13 protein-coding genes are annotated in these 18,589 nt (G+C 45.1%); 9 read left to right on the forward strand and 4 right to left on the reverse strand.

Going from position 1 to position 18,589, the window contains the following annotated elements:
* Positions 1-3: 3 nt before the first annotated feature.
* The 3 genes from KKH3_RS11910 to KKH3_RS11920 all read right to left on the reverse strand — a co-directional run bounded on the left by KKH3_RS11910 (position 4) and on the right by KKH3_RS11920 (position 8,626).
* Positions 4-3,507 carry a glycosyltransferase gene (locus KKH3_RS11910; protein ID WP_039359814.1) on the reverse strand — a complete coding sequence of 1,168 codons (3,504 nt, stop codon included), beginning with the start codon at positions 3,505-3,507 and terminating at the stop codon, positions 4-6.
* Positions 3,508-3,651: 144 nt separating this feature from the next.
* Complete coding sequence (locus KKH3_RS11915; protein ID WP_052201332.1) at positions 3,652-7,335, reverse strand: glycosyltransferase; 3,684 nt, start codon at positions 7,333-7,335, stop codon at positions 3,652-3,654.
* A gap of 400 nt (positions 7,336-7,735) precedes the next feature.
* Positions 7,736-8,626 carry a flagellin N-terminal helical domain-containing protein gene (locus KKH3_RS11920; RefSeq protein WP_039359816.1) on the reverse strand — a complete coding sequence of 297 codons (891 nt, stop codon included), beginning with the start codon at positions 8,624-8,626 and terminating at the stop codon, positions 7,736-7,738.
* A gap of 283 nt (positions 8,627-8,909) precedes the next feature.
* On the opposite strand from KKH3_RS11920, the gene fliD reads away from it, so the two are divergent.
* The 3 genes from fliD to fliT are packed head-to-tail and all read left to right on the forward strand — an operon-like array spanning position 8,910 to position 11,119.
* Positions 8,910-10,298: a flagellar filament capping protein FliD gene (gene fliD, locus KKH3_RS11925; protein WP_039359818.1), complete on the forward strand. Its 1,389-nt coding sequence runs from the start codon at positions 8,910-8,912 to the stop codon at positions 10,296-10,298.
* Positions 10,299-10,328: 30 nt separating this feature from the next.
* Complete coding sequence (gene fliS, locus KKH3_RS11930; protein ID WP_039285815.1) at positions 10,329-10,739, forward strand: flagellar export chaperone FliS; 411 nt, start codon at positions 10,329-10,331, stop codon at positions 10,737-10,739.
* Positions 10,739-11,119, forward strand: coding sequence for a flagella biosynthesis regulatory protein FliT (fliT, locus tag KKH3_RS11935; protein ID WP_039359819.1), 381 nt, complete (start codon positions 10,739-10,741; stop codon positions 11,117-11,119). Before fliS ends, fliT begins: the two co-directional genes overlap by 1 nt.
* Positions 11,120-11,394: 275 nt before the next feature.
* Here fliT and fliE read toward each other — a convergent pair whose 3' ends face one another.
* Complete coding sequence (gene fliE, locus KKH3_RS11940; protein ID WP_010279635.1) at positions 11,395-11,709, reverse strand: flagellar hook-basal body complex protein FliE; 315 nt, start codon at positions 11,707-11,709, stop codon at positions 11,395-11,397.
* 260 nt (positions 11,710-11,969) lie between these two features.
* Between fliE and fliF the strand changes: the two genes are divergently transcribed.
* From fliF to KKH3_RS11970, 6 genes are read left to right on the forward strand one after another with little or no spacing between them, the layout of a single operon-like run.
* A complete protein-coding gene (fliF, locus tag KKH3_RS11945; protein WP_039359821.1) occupies positions 11,970-13,700 on the forward strand; it encodes a flagellar basal-body MS-ring/collar protein FliF in 1,731 nt (576 codons plus the stop codon).
* Positions 13,697-14,689, forward strand: a complete 993-nt coding sequence (gene fliG, locus KKH3_RS11950) for a flagellar motor switch protein FliG (RefSeq protein WP_039359823.1) — start codon at positions 13,697-13,699, stop codon at positions 14,687-14,689. Before fliF ends, fliG begins: the two co-directional genes overlap by 4 nt.
* A complete protein-coding gene (gene fliH, locus KKH3_RS11955) occupies positions 14,682-15,404 on the forward strand; it encodes a flagellar assembly protein FliH (RefSeq protein ID WP_039359825.1) in 723 nt (240 codons plus the stop codon). The genes fliG and fliH overlap by 8 nt, the downstream gene beginning before the upstream one ends.
* Positions 15,404-16,774 (forward strand): flagellar protein export ATPase FliI, encoded by a 1,371-nt coding sequence (fliI, locus tag KKH3_RS11960; RefSeq protein ID WP_010279628.1) that lies wholly within the window; start codon positions 15,404-15,406, stop codon positions 16,772-16,774. The genes fliH and fliI overlap by 1 nt, the downstream gene beginning before the upstream one ends.
* 8 nt (positions 16,775-16,782) lie before the next feature.
* A complete protein-coding gene (gene fliJ / locus KKH3_RS11965; RefSeq protein ID WP_010279625.1) occupies positions 16,783-17,229 on the forward strand; it encodes a flagellar export protein FliJ in 447 nt (148 codons plus the stop codon).
* Positions 17,226-18,515, forward strand: coding sequence for a flagellar hook-length control protein FliK (locus KKH3_RS11970; protein ID WP_039359827.1), 1,290 nt, complete (start codon positions 17,226-17,228; stop codon positions 18,513-18,515). Before fliJ ends, KKH3_RS11970 begins: the two co-directional genes overlap by 4 nt.
* The last annotated feature ends 74 nt before the right edge of the window (positions 18,516-18,589 follow it).

Raw genomic sequence — 18,589 nt, forward strand, 5'->3', positions numbered from 1 at the left:
AAATTATCGTGGCAGCCAATTTTTCTTTATAATTTCCAGATTTTTTTGATTAATCATCCAGTTTTCTTGAATTTCACTTTTTAACACTGCACCAACTTTCCTGGCCGCATCAACATCATTGATATATTGACTCATTGCTGAAGACCAGTCTTTGTATCTATTTTTCACAACATTAACGGAAAGTCTGCTTTTATAACATAAAACATCACTGCATATAATCGGTATTCCACAGATACCTAACTCTAATAGACGAATATTACTGCGGGCTCGATTAGCATTATTATCAGCCAGCGGTGCTATTGCGAAATCAAGATTAAGAGAAGCTAGTTGCTGAGGGTAATGTGTAAAACCGTGATAACGATGATACTCATGAATAAATGGTTTCAGTTTAGGAGGGTAAGCGCCCAAAAACACCCATGTAACGTGGTGGAAAAAGTCACGGATGACGTTAGAAACTAATTCAATATCTTCATCACTGAGATCCTGTGTTATACACCCAACACGAGGTTTATCGCTTGTCCTACGTGTGAAGGCAAGGTCATTCCAAAAATGGGGTAAATATGTAGGTAAAACCTGAATATCGTGATGCACTCTGCCATATTGCTCTGCTAACACTTCAGACCCGACAATCACTCTATCAAATGGAGCCAAGTCTTCTTTTATTTTATTCAAATGTTCTTTTTTATTTTTACTATCATCAAACTTGTTTGATTCATAATAGTTCATGTCATAAATAGAAAAACAATCTTTCATCGACTTGAAATCAATTATCTTTCTACTTTGAATATGATTCTGAGTGATAATAACATCAGGCTTTGTTTGCAAAAAATCAGATATAATAAGAGGTTCTGAAGCCACTGCACCTTCAACAACTCCATTGTATCTCATTTTATAAAAAGGTTCGTCTAGCCGATATATCTCCATCGGATTAGAACTGCCAGAAAACATCATTATACGGGGCAAGCGTTGAGGCTCTAGCGATAACTCACGCGGCCTGATATATTTTTCTATTCTATAATTTCTTGTTAATGACAAATTTTTATTATAGGCAGGATCATTAGCAATGACATCACCCCACTTATGATAGATAGCCTTCACTTGTTCTGAGCAAGTTTCATTTTTTCTATCATTTTTTTCTGGAGATAAATCAGTCGCGACAATAGAGTAAGGAGTCCAAACAGAAAGATAACCTGCGTCACGAATTTTTAGGCTTAAGTCGATATCGGCAAGATATCCCTCAGTCAGTGACTCGTCTATGCCACCAACATCTTGATAAACAGAACGTCTTACAAGTAAACATAATTCGGGAAGTACACTATAATTTTGTTCTATTGCTAAACGATGCATATAACCAGGGGCTGAATAATGGCTTCCAATAAAAGGACTTTCTGCTACACCATTGAGCCCAAGCACTATGCCTGCTGAATAAACTTTCTCATTGAGATTAATCACTTTGCTGCCAACGCATCCAACCTCATCACGCAGGCAATGATTGACTAAATTTTCCAGCCATTCATCATGCGCAGGAAAAACCGCCACATCAAGCAAGAGTAAATAATCACCCGATGCTTGATTAGCTGCAATGTTATTGAGTCTAGAGCGGCTTTCCTTATGTGGAGATAGGATTATTTTTATTCTTTTAGGATCAATTTTACTGACTTCTTCTAACCAGTAACGATTCTCGTCAATATCGGCATAGCAACTTAAAATCAAAATTTCATAATTGGTATATTTAGACTTTTCCAGCAACCCCATAATACAGCGCTGCAATGTATTGACATCACCGTTATCGATAACAACAATACTAATTTTAGGTAGTTCCTTGGTATGACCATAAACAATCCGACATCCACCTGAGGAATTGTGTAAAATCAGACTATTCACATAACCTTTTGCGTTTAAATAGTTACTAACTAACTGATCAGCTTTACTACTATCTAATTCTTTTTTTAATTCACTGATTAACACTGGCTCAGGAAAATGGCCAACACTCCCATTACCTTTTTCAGTAATCAATTTCATCAGAACATCGAAATCAAAAAAATCAGGAGGAATATTATTGCAAAAACTTGCGTCTCTAAATATGCTTTGATGGAAAAAGCAGCCAATAAAAAATGCACTGGGAAAACCAAGAAAGTAATCAATGCTAAAATCAGGCAAAAAAGCAGACTCTAATTCTTCACATTCATTAATAAATATTTTATCAGGATAGATTGCTCTACATTCATTCACTCTATTTAAGTAACATATAGCAGAAAAAAAACCATCTGCGAGAAATTCAACACCAGCTCTCACATATTGAAGCCAGTCAAAGCACGGCTCCATCGCTATATTTTTTATAGTAGCGCTTAAGTTATTTGTTTCGCATAGTGAGACCCAAGATTCAAAATCTTTAGGAAGAGTATAATCTCCATCGGAAAAAACGATACAGTTTAATCTTGAATACATCCCCTTCACAGGCAATAAAGACTCTAATGTAGTTAAAACCGCATGCCAAGATTTCGATTGATCATAAATGCCGATATAAATGGTTTGAGGTGAGACCAGTTCATTAATACTTCTGGAAACCAGGGAAATTCTTTCAGGAGAAAGCTCTCGCTGCCTAACCCATTCCATTACATTTTCTTTATGATTTTTATTATAACGCTCTTGCGCTTTATCTTGTGTGATTTCAAGAAACTTAAAAAATTGCTGATTGGATACACTTTCCAATCCTTCATAAAAGTCTTTATATTTATAAAGGTTCGCCTTTGCTCGTTCCAATTCATGCGGAGAATCATCCCAGGCGACATCAGCATTACCCGCATCTTTAGAGGTACTCTCCGTAATAGCATATTTTTCGTACCCAGAAGCAACTCTGGCAACCACAGGACAACCGCATAATCCTGCTAAAGCACAAGTACCAGATGCTTCGTAAGAATACATAACTCGCCCACGCTTAAGCACTTTAGCAAGTTCATTCAGCGACAATGGCTGTTCCATCGATAAAATTTTTATATTCTCAGGCAGCGTTGAAAAATCGACAGAACTACGCGGGACTCGGTTTAAATACAAGAGATCAAGATCTTTCTCTTTAACATCATCACAAAACACTGACAAATCATAAGTTGATATCGTTAGTAAATTGACATTAGCCTCATTTTCAGCAAATTCTTGTCGATAAAAGAAGAAGAGATCGTCTTCATCAGCATTAATACTATTGCCATTCAGTACCGCCTCTTTGTTCAGCATATATCGGACACAAACAGGCGCTTCCAGAGGATTGCCTGACTCTATTTCAGGGTAAACCGCGATGAATATTTCCCCTGATTCTTTATACTCATTAAATTTCCCAGAAGTTAATTGTGGCGTATTCCATTCTGGGTTAGTTTCCGGAGAAACTACGTATGCTTCACCACCATGTTGGTTAATAAGGTGGCAAAGACGATGCACAACCTGAATCCCAAGAGAGGCTTCAATATAACCAGGAACAGTCATTACATAAGGATATTTAAATTTTTTATTCATCGTTTATCCTGAAACTCAAACGCTCGTATACGCTATTTACAAAAAGTCTATCGCTATTATTTAAAAGAGAGAATGCTACCGCCCTTGGCTCTTCAGCAACCAATGCGCTATCACATCCTCAAGTTGTGTTACTACGCTATCTCGCTATTTTGGCAACCAGGCCTGTAACCAATCCGTTAAGCCATCACCTTCAAGCATCCAATCTTTATATACGGTATCTTTTAGTTGATCACCCATTCTTGCTGTCGCATCCATATCAGAGATATGCATGCGAATTGCGTCCATCCAATCTTTGAAACGATTATCAACCCGTGTTACGGGTAAACCACAGCGATAAGGCTCAATGTCAGTACAAATTACCGGTACTCCACAAGCACCTAACTCCATGAGCCGTAGATTACTTTTGCATTCATTGAACAGATTATACTCAAGCGGTACCAGTGCCAAATCGAGATTCAGGCTCGCTGTCTTTTGTGGGTAATATTCGATAGGGACACCTGCGTGAAATTCACATTTCACACCTTCAGGCTTCATCCCCATGAAAACCCACTCAACGTCATCTTCAAGCGCTTTCACCACCGAGCGGAGAATAGCCAAATCACCTTTATGGCTACTCCCCCCAGCCCAACCCACCCGAGGTTTGCGCCCTTGCTGACGCAGACTCGTTAACCCTTTCCACCAGGATGTAGGTAGACGGTTATATGCAACACGAATATCTGAGTGGTAAGCAGAGTAGGCTTCAGCCAGTGCTGGCGTAGAAACCACAACCCAATCAACCGATTCCAGCGAACGACGGAAATTTTTAATTAATTGCTGCGAGAATGCTTTTCTATTACCGCTGTTGATAGGGATATTAAGAATATAGTCATCAAATTCCGCAACAATCGATGAACGCGTATATTTGCGATACTGTGCCACCATCTCTGGAGTCTGAGCACCAGCGGCAGATTGAACAATCACAACATCGGGTTCCATATCAACAGCATCGACCAATTTTGGTACGCCATGTTTCAGGCCCCCTTCTATGTGCATTTCTCGTTCTAATGCCTGAAAAGGGAAAATAACACGATAATGTCCACATCCATGCCAATCACTATGACTCCCAATTACCACAGGCAGAGGTCGCCCAGGCAATGCACGCTGGCATCGAGCCATTTCTGGCGTGAGAGAAAACCCCGGAGCATGCTTACCGTAAGCAGGGTGATAGCACGGATCGTTCGCGAGTTGCGGTAGCCAGCGATCATAAAGCAGCTCAACATCTGACTTTTGCGGTAACGGTGACAGCTTGAAGTGCTGTTGTAATAAGCGCGATGCGCCGCCTAAATGCATCACTTGAGCTTCTGGCGTCCACACAACCAGATAGCCCTGTTGTCGTGCTTTAAGCGAAAGATCAACATCACCAAAATAGGTGGGATATTGCTGCTCATCAAATCCACCAAGCTCAACATAAACGTCACGCCGCATCATCATGCAAGCCGCACTAACTGCACTGACATTATGAGTTGTACGCAGACGACTCATATAACCTTTTGATTCCGCCCCCATCCCCTGAAATGCAATCGCGGCGCTATCATTCATTCCCAAGACAATACCGCCATGCTGAATTCGTCCATCATCGAACACCAGTTTAGCCCCAACAATACCAACTTCAGGACGCAGTGCATGATTTAATAAAGCATTCAGCCAATCTCCATTGGTAATTTCAGTATCATTGTTAAGGAAAAGCAGAACATCGCCCTTCGCTTTTTGAGCAGCAAAATTATTAATGGCGGAAAAATTAAATGGATGTGGCCACGACAAAACCTGAACCTGAGTTAATTCCATTGCAGCAAGCTGTCTTAAATATTGACAGGCACCTGCCTCTGCTGACTGATTATCGACAATTAACAATTCGTAATTGAGATATTGCGTACGTTCCATCAGCGTTTCAATACACCGACTAATTACAGGTAGGTGATCACGCGTAGGAATAATGATGGAAACAAGCGGTTTACTTGCATGTTGATATTGAATACGGCATATCCCATCATTGTTGCATGCTGAAACAACAGCTTCAACATGGCAACGAGCAAGATGGCGTTGGATAATATCAGGGTAGTGCTGTGTCACTCCGTCGCTGTTCAACCAGTCGAACAATGAGTCTGTGGTATAAACCAGCACTTCAGGAATATGACCAATCGCTTGCGGCCCTTCTTGTTCTATCCGTTGCCAAATCACATCATGCAGTTCAAGAGATTCGCCTACCGAAGGAATAATGCCTTGTTGACGCAGAGTTGACACATCAATGGCTAGATTACGGCCGATATAGGGAAAACTGCGCAGCATATCAATATTACATTCAGGCTTAAGCATTGGATTTTCTGCTTTACCTTCTTTCAGAATCGCTTCGTCAAAATAAAAGGCTTTCGCCGAAGGAAAACGCAGACGGTGCTCAGCTAATAATAATGATGCATGCGGAAGTAACCGCTCCCCAGCACGTAAAACTAACAGATAGGATGTTGATGTTTGGGCCAGAACGGCATTCAGTTGGCTTTCCTCAACACGATCAGATGATAACCATGTAACTGTACCGGGAGCATCCGCGCAAGTGAAACCATTCGAGGTCAGTACATAGACCTCTTTAGCCAAATAAAATTGCTCCTGGACACTCGCTAATGAAGCATTTATGGCATTGTTGTCGTTAGATTGTGCCAGTACCGCGATGCTTATATTACCAATGTCTGGATAGGCTTGGATAAACGCTTGCAATAAATCACGACGAGCAGGACTAATCAATCGCTCACTCAGCCACTTATCAACGGAATAAAAAGGCTTCGTTTTATCCTGCAACGTTAAGTTATGAAGGGCGAGCCTTTGCAATTCTTGGTCGGTTATAGTTTTAAGTGTCGGCTCTGGCAAGCTGTCAAGTAGCTCGGGTAACGTATTTGATAACCGCCAGGATTTATTATAATAATCTGAGCGTTGCTGGGTATATTTCGCAGCTTGCTCATAACCCTTATAAATGCTCTCTGCCACTTCTTCGGAAGAAAGAGCCTTCCCAGCTGTTTCATTACGAAATACATTGCCCTCAACCAATTCATCAGTAATATACCCGATGAAAAAATTGTCTTGATACAAATAGGCAGGCTTTCCTAAACACAGCGCATATTGTGCAATAATCCCACTAGCAACAATAGCATCAAAATCCGTAACTGTATTATTATGAACCCATTGCTCTCGGTTCATAATTTCACAAGCTATCGAAAATTTCTCCAATTCACTTATCAACGCCTTGAGCATCGGTGTTGTTTCTTCCACGACAATAAGTATCTTTTTTAGACTCTTGTTATTTGCGTGCGAAGTGTGATTGAAATAAAAATCAGGAGAAGAATGAGGGAATACGGATATCAACGAGCTCGTTATCCCACCTTCATTCAAAAAATTGGTCAATCGAGGCAATGTGACTAACGCTCGATCGCATAAGCGGTTTTCAAGCAAAATATCAGCCGATGCGGCTTCTCGGCTATCCAATGACTGGTGATCGAATATGATATTCGTTGTGACTCCACCATTCAGGAACCTGTCTAGTATACTGGTATTTAGTGAAAAATACTGAATCCAGAATAGATCATAATTTTCATTGAAAATATAATCAGTATCAGCAGTGGCAAAAATGTCTTTACCTGGAAATTTCTTCTCTATCAGGTTTTTTATGCGCGTATCATACTGATGACAATACACATCCACCCCCCAACCGCTATCGATGAATCCACCCATCAGATCCAAAATGGCGAGTGTTTCATCTCTGTAGTCGATAAGTTGAAGTGTACTGATAAAGACGCGTGGCATAGAGAGGAGCCTTGTAGACAAAACGGATATATAAATACTTTCATTGTAAAGAGAGAAAATCAAACTAAACGATAAATAAACCAATCAATTACCATGCTATTTAAAGCATTAAAATCAAAACTATCGTTTCTTCTCCTGGCAAAATGTACCAGAGCCAACCCCTTCATTACTCACTTAGTTTTCTTTCATGATAAACAATCACTTACAAGTTATTTCTGGAGACTATAAACAGGAGATAAGTTGTTCGAAAGGTACAGAAAGATAAAGAATGGAGAAAATTAAGATAGAAGCATCATGAAGAGGCTTTAAAAACAGGCGTAAGATGACACTGAAATACAAGCGATTGATATATTTAACCCGGCACATGGCCGGGTTAAAAGTAATACTATATTGCTTACGATTAACGCAGCAGAGACAGAACGGTCTGAGGAACCTGGTTCGCCTGGGACAGAACGGATGTTCCTGCCTGTTGCAGAATGTTCGCCTTGGTCATGTTCGACACTTCCACCGCATAATCCGCATCCTGAATTCGGCCACGGGCGTTCGACAGGTTGTTGATCGTGTTGTTCACGTTGGTGATCGTAGATTCGAAACGGTTCTGGATCGCACCCAGATTACTACGCGCGGTGTCTACTGCTTTCAGTGCGGTATCAACGGCATCGACGATTTGCTGTGCCAGACCACCAGAACCACCGATAGCACCTGAACCACTTGCAGCACCAGTACCACCACTGATTGCATCTACCGCAGTAGAAACACCAGAAGACAACCCTGAAGTTGTTGAGGCATTAACCAGCGCACCTGAATCGATAGTGATAACTTCGTTAGCACCGGTGTTTGCACCAACCTGAATGTTGATACCGCCGCTTGCAGTGCCGTCCAGCAGGTTCGTGCCGTTGAAAGATGCTGATTTAGCAACACGGTCGATTTCGTCCAGACGTTGCTTCATTTCAGTGTAGATTGAAGTACGGTCAGTACTACCGTTGGTATCACTTGCTGCCTGAACCGCCAGCTCACGAACACGCTGTAAGTTGTTGTTGATTTCGTTCAGGTTACCTTCTGCCGTTTGCGTCAGAGAGATACCGTCGTTAGCGTTACGCGCAGCCTGAGTCAGGCCTTTAACCTGTGCAGTCATACGGTTGGCAATCGCCTGACCAGCAGCATCGTCTTTTGCACTATTGATACGCAGACCAGAAGACAGACGCTCAATAGCGGTGCCCAGAGAAGATTGTGACTTGTTCAGGTTGTTCTGGGTGACCAGAGACATGATGTTAGTATTAATCGATGCCATGATAGCGTTCCTTAATCAATAAGATGTAAGCTTCGGGTTAGACCCACGGGGTCATCCCCGTTGTGATTGTTTATCGGAACACTTTTCAAAAGCTTTAATTTTTTTAACACACATCTTTTTTTTTTGCGCCTGGTAACACAACTGAGGCACGGGTCTGCCGACCTAAAGCAAGATCGATGATACTGGAAAGTAATAACACTCGCTCAAAATGCTAAACTTATTATTCGTACTGCCGATAACCGTCTTATAGACCATTGGCTCTGGATAGATAAAGGATTCGATTATGGCAAGCATATCTTCATTAGGTGTGGGTTCAGGTTTAGATTTGAGCGGTTTGTTAACGCAACTGAGAACAGCTGAGAATCAGCGTTTGACGCCCATTACAACGCAACAAGCCAGTTATAAAGCTCAACTTACTGGTGTCAGTGCGCTTAAAAGTTCACTCGATAAACTCAATACCGCTACCAATGCCTTAGCCAAATCCCAATCATTCGGCATTGTCACTGGCTCGATTGATGGAATAACCAATACCAAAGTATCCAGCACCAATAAGGCATTTACTGCAACAACAAGCAGCAAGGCCGTCGCTGGTAGTTATAGTATTGAGGTTCAGCAATTAGCTCAAGCTCACTCCATTATCTCTGGCGTTAACACAAGTGCAACGACAGCGCTAAGTTCATCAGATAGCAGTCTCACTATCGCTCAGGCCGATGGTAAGTCATTGACGGTTGACATTAAAGGTGGTGAAACGTCGTTAAACGACGTCCGGGATGCGATTAATAAGGCAAACGGCGGCGTAAGTGCGAGCGTAGTCAAAGCCAAAGATAACGAATACTACCTGATGCTGACAGCCAGAAATACTGGCGAAGACGGTGAAATCACGCTAACAGACAGCGGTAATGTTCTGGGTACCACAACCGAAAAAGTTGCTGCGCAGAATTCAGTGATCGTTGCAAATGGGATCACTATTGAACGTCAAAGCAATACGATTGATGATGCCTTTGAGGGCGTCACCTTAACGTTGACGGCTAAAACAGAAACAAGCAAACCTGAAACTCTGACCGTTGATCAAGACATTACGGGTATGAAAGCTGCCATAACAGCATGGGTTGATGCCTACAATAGTCTGCAAGATACTATCGCCGCACAAACCAAATACACCGCAGTTGAAGCTGGGGAAGACCAATCCACCACTAACGGTGCATTAATCGGTGATTCAACAGTTCGTGGCATACAGAATGCCCTGAAAGGACAGCTCACCACAGTACAAAGCGGAGATGGTGAGTTTAATATTCTCGCCGATTTAGGCATCAAGCAAAACTTTAAGACCGGTAAGCTTGAAATAGACAACACGGTTTTGGAAAAAGCGCTTAAAGAAGAGCCAGGTAAAGTTCAAGCCTTTTTCGTAGGTGATAATGACAAAACGGGTTTTGCGACACAAACCCGCGTTTATCTGAAAGAGCTCCTTGATACCGTTGATGGTACTATCAAAACCAAAGAAGATAGTATTAGTAAAACAATCAAAAGCCTGGATACACAATCTCAGCGAATCCAAGCCGGTATTGAAGAAACTATTGCTCGCTACCAGAAACAGTTTACAGATCTCGATAAAGCGATGTCTAACATGGCTTCAACCAGTGCAAGCTTAACAAGTATGTTCTCCAGTCTCTAAAGTTTGCCGATTAAGTAGATAGGTAACGAGATGTACAATATGAAAGGCAGTCAGGCCTATGCTCAGGTAGGCCTTGAAAGCAGTGTGATGAGCGCAAGCCCTCACCAACTTATCGTCATGCTGTTTGATGGTGCGCGTAGTGCAATGGTGCGAGCACGCATCCTCATGGAGCAAGGCGATATCCCAGGCAAAGGGATGGCGCTATCTAAAGCGATCAACATTATCAATAACGGACTAAAAGCCGGATTGGACATGGAGAGAGGGGGGGAACTCGTTGAAAACTTGTCCGCTCTGTACGATTACATGTCTCAGCGTTTGTTGATTGCCAATTTACATAACGATGCAAAGGCGATAGAGGACGTCGAAGCATTGTTGGAAAATATCGCTGATGCCTGGCGGCAAATCGGCCCTAATTACAAACCAGAGCAGGAAGTACGCTAATGGCCTCCCCCCATCGGCTTCTAAAAGATTACCAACAGCTTTTGTCTTTGAGTCAAAAAATTCTTCATTTGGCCGTCAGCGGCCAATGGGATACGTTGGTTGAGCAAGAGATTGTTTATGTTCAGTCCGTTGAAGGCTTAGTTAACACGCCAATTCCTGACGAAATTGACAGTGTGATGCGTTTGCATCTGCGACAAATTTTGCAGGAAGTGATGGATAATGAAGCAAAAGTAAAACAACTTCTGCAGAAGCGGATGGACGAGTTAAGTTCGTTAATGGGGCAATCACTGAAGCAAAAGTCAATTAATACGACGTATAGCGAATTTGCAGGGCAGCGACTGCTGCCGGGTGACCCTGCTCCAGGCGAGCCGAACTCATAATTTCACACTCGTATATCAGAACACTGCGCGCCCCTATCTCCGCCTGATACGGGCGCGTTTTTTTCCCCACAAATGGTGATTTTACTCTACACAATCAGACTATTGGCATAACAAAATTAGTACACTTTCAGGATGTGAAGAGCAGAGAGCCTTAAGACAAGGAATAGACAGACGTGGCGTTGGGAAAAATAAATATTGTGCGTAATTTCATTGCATTAACAGTGAGATTACGCACAATGGCCTTACTTGTTGCAGGTTGATGTCATTAGACAACATCAAACAGACATATTCATCACTTCCTGATACGCAGATACCAGTTTATTACGCACCTGAATGCCCATCTGCATTGAAATGGATGATTTCTGCAAATCCACCATCACATCATTCAATGCTACGCCTGGCACACCCAAGGTAAATTTTTCAGCCTGCGTACGAGCCGTCTGTTGTGTGTCGCTGATCTTATCGATCGCGGCTTTCAACTCACTGGCAAAACCAGGTTCTACCGATGGTCTGGCTATTGGCGTGTCAGCGGCCTGCAGAGCTTTGACCTGCATTTGCTGTAAAACGCCATCAATACCTTGAACTGACATAACACCTCACTACATCATACAGAGTAGACTGCTTATGCATTTTCTATGACAGCATTACCCTATCACACCGCTTTTCAGATAAATCGCACAATTAGCGCGAAAAATGCCACCTTATCGACCCATCGATTTTTCTTTTACGGAAAATAATGACATGCCGATAAATGTAGGCGAAATGTTTTATTGATTGCGCAATCAGGGAGTTCTGTTTTGTCACGTCACAACGTTAAGTATATCGTTCAACAACCAAGCAGAGATAGAGTATGAACGCCTCATTAACCGGCGCCGCTACCGGTAAAAATAGCTTTGGCGAAATACTCAACCGGTTACGCGCCAATCCGAAAATTCCGCTATTGATCGCAGCCGCTGCAACCATTGCGATCGTCGTTGCGTTGACGCTATGGGCCAAAGGTCCAGACTATCGAGTGCTTTATAGCAATATAAATGACCGTGACGGTGGTGCGATTGTCAGCGAATTAACAAAGCTGAATATCCCTTATCGCTTTGCAGAAAATGGCGGAGCGATCATGATTCCCGCCGCTAATGTTTATGAGACCCGACTCAGACTTGCTCAATTGGGACTGCCAAAAGGCGGCGCAGTTGGCTTTGAATTGCTCGACCAGGAAAAGTTCGGCATCAGCCAATTCAGCGAGCAGATTAATTACCAGCGTGCGCTGGAAGGTGAACTGTCCAGAACGATAGAAACGCTCGGCCCCGTTCAGAATGCGCGAGTTCACCTTGCCATACCGAAGCCTTCGCTGTTCGTTCGTGAGCAAAAAGCGCCCTCTTCTTCTGTCACCCTGACATTACAACCGGGTCGTGCGTTAGATGAAGGGCAAATCAATTCCATCGTTTATATGGTTTCCAGCAGTGTTGCTGGCCTGCCACCAGATAATGTTACGGTCGTTGATCAGACCGGACGCCTGTTAACCCAAGCTGGCGGCAGCGGCCGCGATCTGAATGCTGCGCAACTGAAGTACAGTAACGAAGTCGAGGCGATGTACCAACGCCGCATAGAATCCATCATTGCGCCAATGGTGGGCATGGGTAACGTACATGCCCAGGTCACCGCGCAAATCGATTTCTCTGCTCGTGAACAAACTGACGAACAATACCAACCCAACCAACCGCCAGATAAAGCGGCGGTTCGCTCTCAGCAAACCAGCCAGAGTGAGCAACGAGGAGGCCCGAACGTCGGTGGCGTCCCTGGTGCATTAACCAATCAGCCCGCACCGGCACCTACAGCCCCTATTGCAACGCAGCCAAATAATGCCAATGCCAATGCCAATGCGAACAATCAGGCTGGCCAGCAGAACCAAAACAATGCAGCAGGTGCGCAAGCTAATGCAGCAAATGCGAATACCGTTATTCAAACATCAAATGTTCGCAATGATGCAACAACCAACTATGAAGTCGACAAGACGATTTTACATACCAAACACAGCACAGGTGGTGTAAAGCGCTTGTCTGCGGCCGTTATTGTTAACTACCAGCCTCCTGGTGAGGATGGCAAACCCGTTGCGCTGACGGAAGAACAGATCAAGCAGATTGAAACAGTAGCACGCGAAGCAATGGGCTTCTCTGCTGAACGCGGCGATACATTAAATGTCGTTAATACGCCATTTATGGACAGCACCGATGGTTCTGGCGAACTCCCGTTCTGGCAAAAACAAGCATTTCTCGATCTCCTAATCGAAGCTGGCCGTTGGCTGCTGGTTCTGATCGTTGCCTGGATTCTGTGGCGTAAACTGGTTCGTCCACAACTGCAGAGAAAAACACAGCAACAAGAAGCGGCATTGGCGGCGGCAGCGCTGTCTCAAGGTGCAGACAACGATGTTATGGTCAACTTGAGTAGCTCGGAAGTTGAACAACAGCGGAAATCGCAGCAACGCGTCAATGCAGAAATGCAAAGTAACCGTATACGTGAAATGGCAGAGAACGATCCACGCGTTGTCGCTCTGGTCATTCGCCAATGGATGAGTACTGAACTATGACCCTGACTGGAACAGAAAAAAGCGCCATCTTATTGATGACCATTGGTGAAGACCGCGCCGCAGAAGTGTTTACTCATCTTTCGACCAAAGAAGTACAGCATCTTAGTGCTGCAATGGCGAACATGCGACAGGTATCACAACAGCAGTTACTCGAAATCCTGAGAGAATTTGAGTCTGATTCAGAGCAATATGCCGCTCTCAGTGTTAATGCCGGTGACTACCTGCGCTCAGTGCTTGTCAAAGCGCTTGGTGAAGAACGTGCATCCAGCCTGTTGGAAGATATTCTGGAAAGCCGCGACTCTACAAGTGGAATGGAAACACTCAACTTCATGGAGCCGCAGATTGCCGCAGACCTTATTCGCGATGAGCATCCACAGATTATCGCAACCATCTTGGTGCACCTGAAACGCGCTCAGGCTGCCGATATCTTGGCTCTGTTTGACGAACGTCTTCGTCACGACGTTATGCTACGTATCGCGACCTTCGGCGGCGTTCAACCTTCCGCTCTGGCAGAATTGACAGACGTTCTGAATGGCTTGCTGGATGGCCAGAATCTCAAACGTAGCAAAATGGGTGGTGTTCGTACTGCTGCTGAGATTATCAACCTGATGAAAACTCAGCAGGAAGAAGCGGTTATCGATGCAGTACGCGAATTCGATGGCGAACTGGCACAGAAAATCATCGACGAAATGTTCCTGTTCGAAAATCTGGTGGACGTGGACGACCGCAGCATCCAACGCCTCCTGCAAGAAGTCGAGTCCGAGTCCCTGCTGTTGGCATTGAAAGGTGCCGAAGAGCCTTTACGCGAGAAATTCCTGCGCAACATGTCTCAACGTGCTGCGGAAATTCTTCGCGACGACCTTTCAACTCGCGGTCCAGTACGTATGTCGCAGGTCGAAAACGAACAAAAAGCTATTCTGCTTATCGTCCGTCGACTGGCAGACAGCGGCGAGATGATTATCGGTGGCGGCGAGGATGCTTATGTCTAACGCCCCCAAAAATCTGGCCTGGCAACCCTGGAAGCTCAACGATCTGGCGGAGCCCGTTTCAAAGTCCGTTCCAACATATCAGGTGAGTGACGAACCTGAATTGCCGGACATGGAGCGTTTCTCTGAAGAAAATGCCCTTTCTGCTGCCGAGGAGGAACTCGCTTCTCTGCGTGAAAGCACAATGCAACAGGCACGAGAAACGGGTTTCGCGCAAGGCCATCAACAAGGTTATGACGCGGGTTATCAGGAAGGTTTAGCCAAGGGGCAACAGCAAGGTTTGCAGAACGCCTTACAGCAGCAGCAACCGATTATTGAACAGATGCAGCAAATGGTCACCGAATTTCAACAGTCGCTGGATACACTCGACAGTGTGATCCCAGCTCGCCTGATGCAGTTGGCTTTGACCGCAGCCAAGCAGATTCTGGGGCAACCTCCGGTATGCGATGGTAATGCGCTGCTTGGTCAAATACAGCAGTTGATTCAGCAAGAGCCTATGTTTTCAGGGAAAACGCAACTGCGCGTTCACCCTTCAGACCTGGAACGTGTTGAACAATATTTGGGTCCGACACTCAGTTTGCATGGTTGGAGATTGCTTGCCGATAGCCAACTTCACCCTGGTGGTTGTAAAGTCAGCGCAGAAGAAGGCGATCTGGATGCCAGCCTGGCAACACGCTGGCATGAGCTTTGCCGTTTAGCCGCACCGGGAGAACTATAATGACTTCACGCCTCGGACGCTGGCTTTCTTCTCTCGATTCATTTGAGAAGCGCATTGATGACACGCCTTCGGTGCGTCGTTACGGCCGCTTAACCCGGGCGACAGGTTTGGTATTGGAAGCGACAGGGTTACATATGCCGCTGGGCGCCACCTGCCTCATTGAACGGCAGAATGGTTCGCAGGTTGAAGAAATCGAAAGCGAAGTCGTCGGTTTCAACGGGCAAAAACTCTTTCTTATGCCGCTGGAAGAAGTTGAAGGTATTACCCCCGGAGCGCGTGTCTACGCCCGCGTCGGTCAGGACAGCAGTAGTCAGGGGAAACAATTACCATTAGGCCCTGAATTACTGGGTCGTGTACTGGATGGTAGTGCAAAACCACTGGATGGTTTACCCGCGCCGGATACAGGCTATCGCGCACCACTGATTACCCCGCCGTTCAACCCATTACAAAGAACGCCAATCGAAAGCGTGTTGGACGTGGGTGTTCGAGCCATCAACGCTTTGCTTACCGTAGGTCGGGGGCAGCGAATGGGTCTATTTGCGGGTTCAGGGGTGGGTAAAAGTGTGCTGTTGGGAATGATGGCACGCTATACTCAAGCTGACGTTATCGTTGTCGGCCTTATCGGTGAACGTGGCCGAGAAGTAAAAGACTTTATTGAGAATATCCTGGGCACGGAAGGACGAGCACGTTCCGTCGTTATTGCCGCACCGGCTGATGTTTCTCCATTATTAAGGATGCAAGGTGCCGCCTATGCGACGCGTATTGCTGAAGATTTTCGCGATCGTGGACATCACGTTCTGCTCATCATGGATTCGCTCACGCGCTATGCCATGGCACAGCGTGAAATTGCGTTAGCGATTGGCGAACCGCCGGCAACCAAGGGTTATCCCCCTTCTGTCTTCGCTAAATTACCCGCACTAGTCGAGCGCGCCGGTAATGGTATTCATGGAGGTGGTTCAGTCACCGCCTTCTATACTGTTCTAACAGAAGGTGACGATCAGCAGGATCCTATCGCTGACTCCGCTCGTGCTATTCTTGACGGACACATCGTCTTGTCACGTCAATTAGCGGAGTCTGGTCATTATCCGGCAATTGATATTGAAGCATCAATTAGTCGTGCGATGACAGCGCTGATCGATGAAGGTCATTATGCTTCTGTAAGGCAGTTTAAACAGTTACTATCCAGCTACCAACGTAACCGTGATTTAGTCAGTGTTGGTGCCTACGCCGCAGGCAGCGATCCTATGCTTGACAAGGCAATTCGGCTTTACCCGCACCTGGAAGCCTTCTTGCAGCAGGGGATGTTTGAACAGAGTAACTATGAAGAGTCCTGCCAGGCGTTGCACACTATTTTCCCTCGTAACGAGTAGGAGAGCAGATGAAAACCCAGTCACCGCTGGTTACACTACGCGAACTGGCGCAGAAGGACGTTGAGAAAGCAGCAGGTCAGTTGGGACAAGTGCGTCAGGCACATCAACAGGCCGAGCAGCAGCTCAATATGCTGTTAAACTATCAGGATGACTATCGTCAAAAATTGAATTCGACGATGTCCTCTGGTATGGCAAACAATAGTTGGCAAAATTATCAGCAGTTCATCCGAACGTTGGACAGTGCAATTGAGCAACACAGGCAACAGCTTTCGCAGTGGACATCACGTTTAGATTTAGCAATGAAGACCTGGCAAGAAAAACAGCAGCGCTTGAACGCATTTGAAAAATTGCAGGATCGCGAACTGACAAGACAGCTTGCCAAAGAAAATAAAATAGAACAAAAACAAATGGATGAATTTGCCCAACGGGCCTCACAGAGGAAAGCAGAATCATGAATCTGTCCGCGTTACCTATAGCTACCACTGCCAGTGATACAAGCAGTTCTTCTGCTTCATTACTGACACAGGGTGAACTGCCAAAAGATTTTGTTGATCTGTTGAGCAAACGCATATCACAAGTAGCCGATACTTCGGGTAAAAAAACACTCGATAAAGTAGACGAAGAAGCCCTGCTAAGCGCGTTAGGGAAAGATAATGCTTCACTTAGCCGTGATGATGTCAATGCTCTGCTTTCTTCTTTTAGCTCTCTTATGGGAGCAACGCTTACAGCGGGTAAGCAAAATCCAGAAATGGTAGAGCAGGCGAAGTTTAAGAATCTGGACAAAAAAGAGAGCGCCAGCACGACAGATGACACCATCGCCATGCAGGCACTGCTTGCCATGTTGCAAACAACGCCGCTCTCTGCACAAACTGCAGCTGATAACATCGGAGCGACTGCCGCTACTACAGGTTTAAATATTCCAGGGTTCATTGACGCTAAGCGCCAGAATGAGGCCACATCTGTACTCAATAATGCGGGTGAAAGTGCCAAAGGCACGCTGGCAACATTGCTCGACACGTCAGTGATGCCAGATAAAGATGCAGGCATTTCACGCGATCTGCATCATGCAGCCAAGCAAAACTCACTAACAACCGAATCTGCGGATGAAGCTGCAAAGTTTGTGCTAACGACGCCAAGTTCTCTTGCGGGCGATCGCAATGCGTCTGAATCAGTCTCTACATTAGGCAACGGGGCGTCTCAAACAACACCGCCTGTCGCACAGGCTATGCATATTCAGCCGGCATCAGTGGGAACGACGACTCCAGCCCCTCAGGCAGCAAGCGCACAGCTGAATGCACCATTTGGTTCACCGCAATGGCAAGATGCATTGGGCCAGCAAATCATTATGTTCAGCCGTAATGGTCAGCAAACCGCAGAGTTGCGTTTGAACCCACAGGAATTGGGTGCCCTGCACATCAGTCTAAAAATCGATGATAACCAGGCTCAAATTCACCTTGCTTCCGCAAACAGTCAGGTTCGCTCAGCGCTGGAAGCTGCACTGCCTCACCTACGTAATGCGATGGCAGAGAGCGGAATTAACCTTGGTCAGAGCAGTGTAGGCAGTGACGCCTCAGCCTGGCAGCAGCAAACGGCGGGTAATAACAACGATGGCAACAGCCGTGGTCCGTCTTACCAGCAACAGTTTGGTCATTCGTCAGAAAGCACAAGTGAATTATTAGACGTACCAGAACAGTTAAGATCAATGGCATCATCCGTCAACGGCGTTGATATCTTTGCCTGAAAGTGAAGTAAACGAATAAGTTAGCACGATTTTCCCTGCCTATTCTCTGTATTGAACATTGCAATAGGCAGGAT

Source organism: Pectobacterium actinidiae (assembly GCF_000803315.1).
GTDB lineage: Bacteria > Pseudomonadota > Gammaproteobacteria > Enterobacterales > Enterobacteriaceae > Pectobacterium > Pectobacterium actinidiae.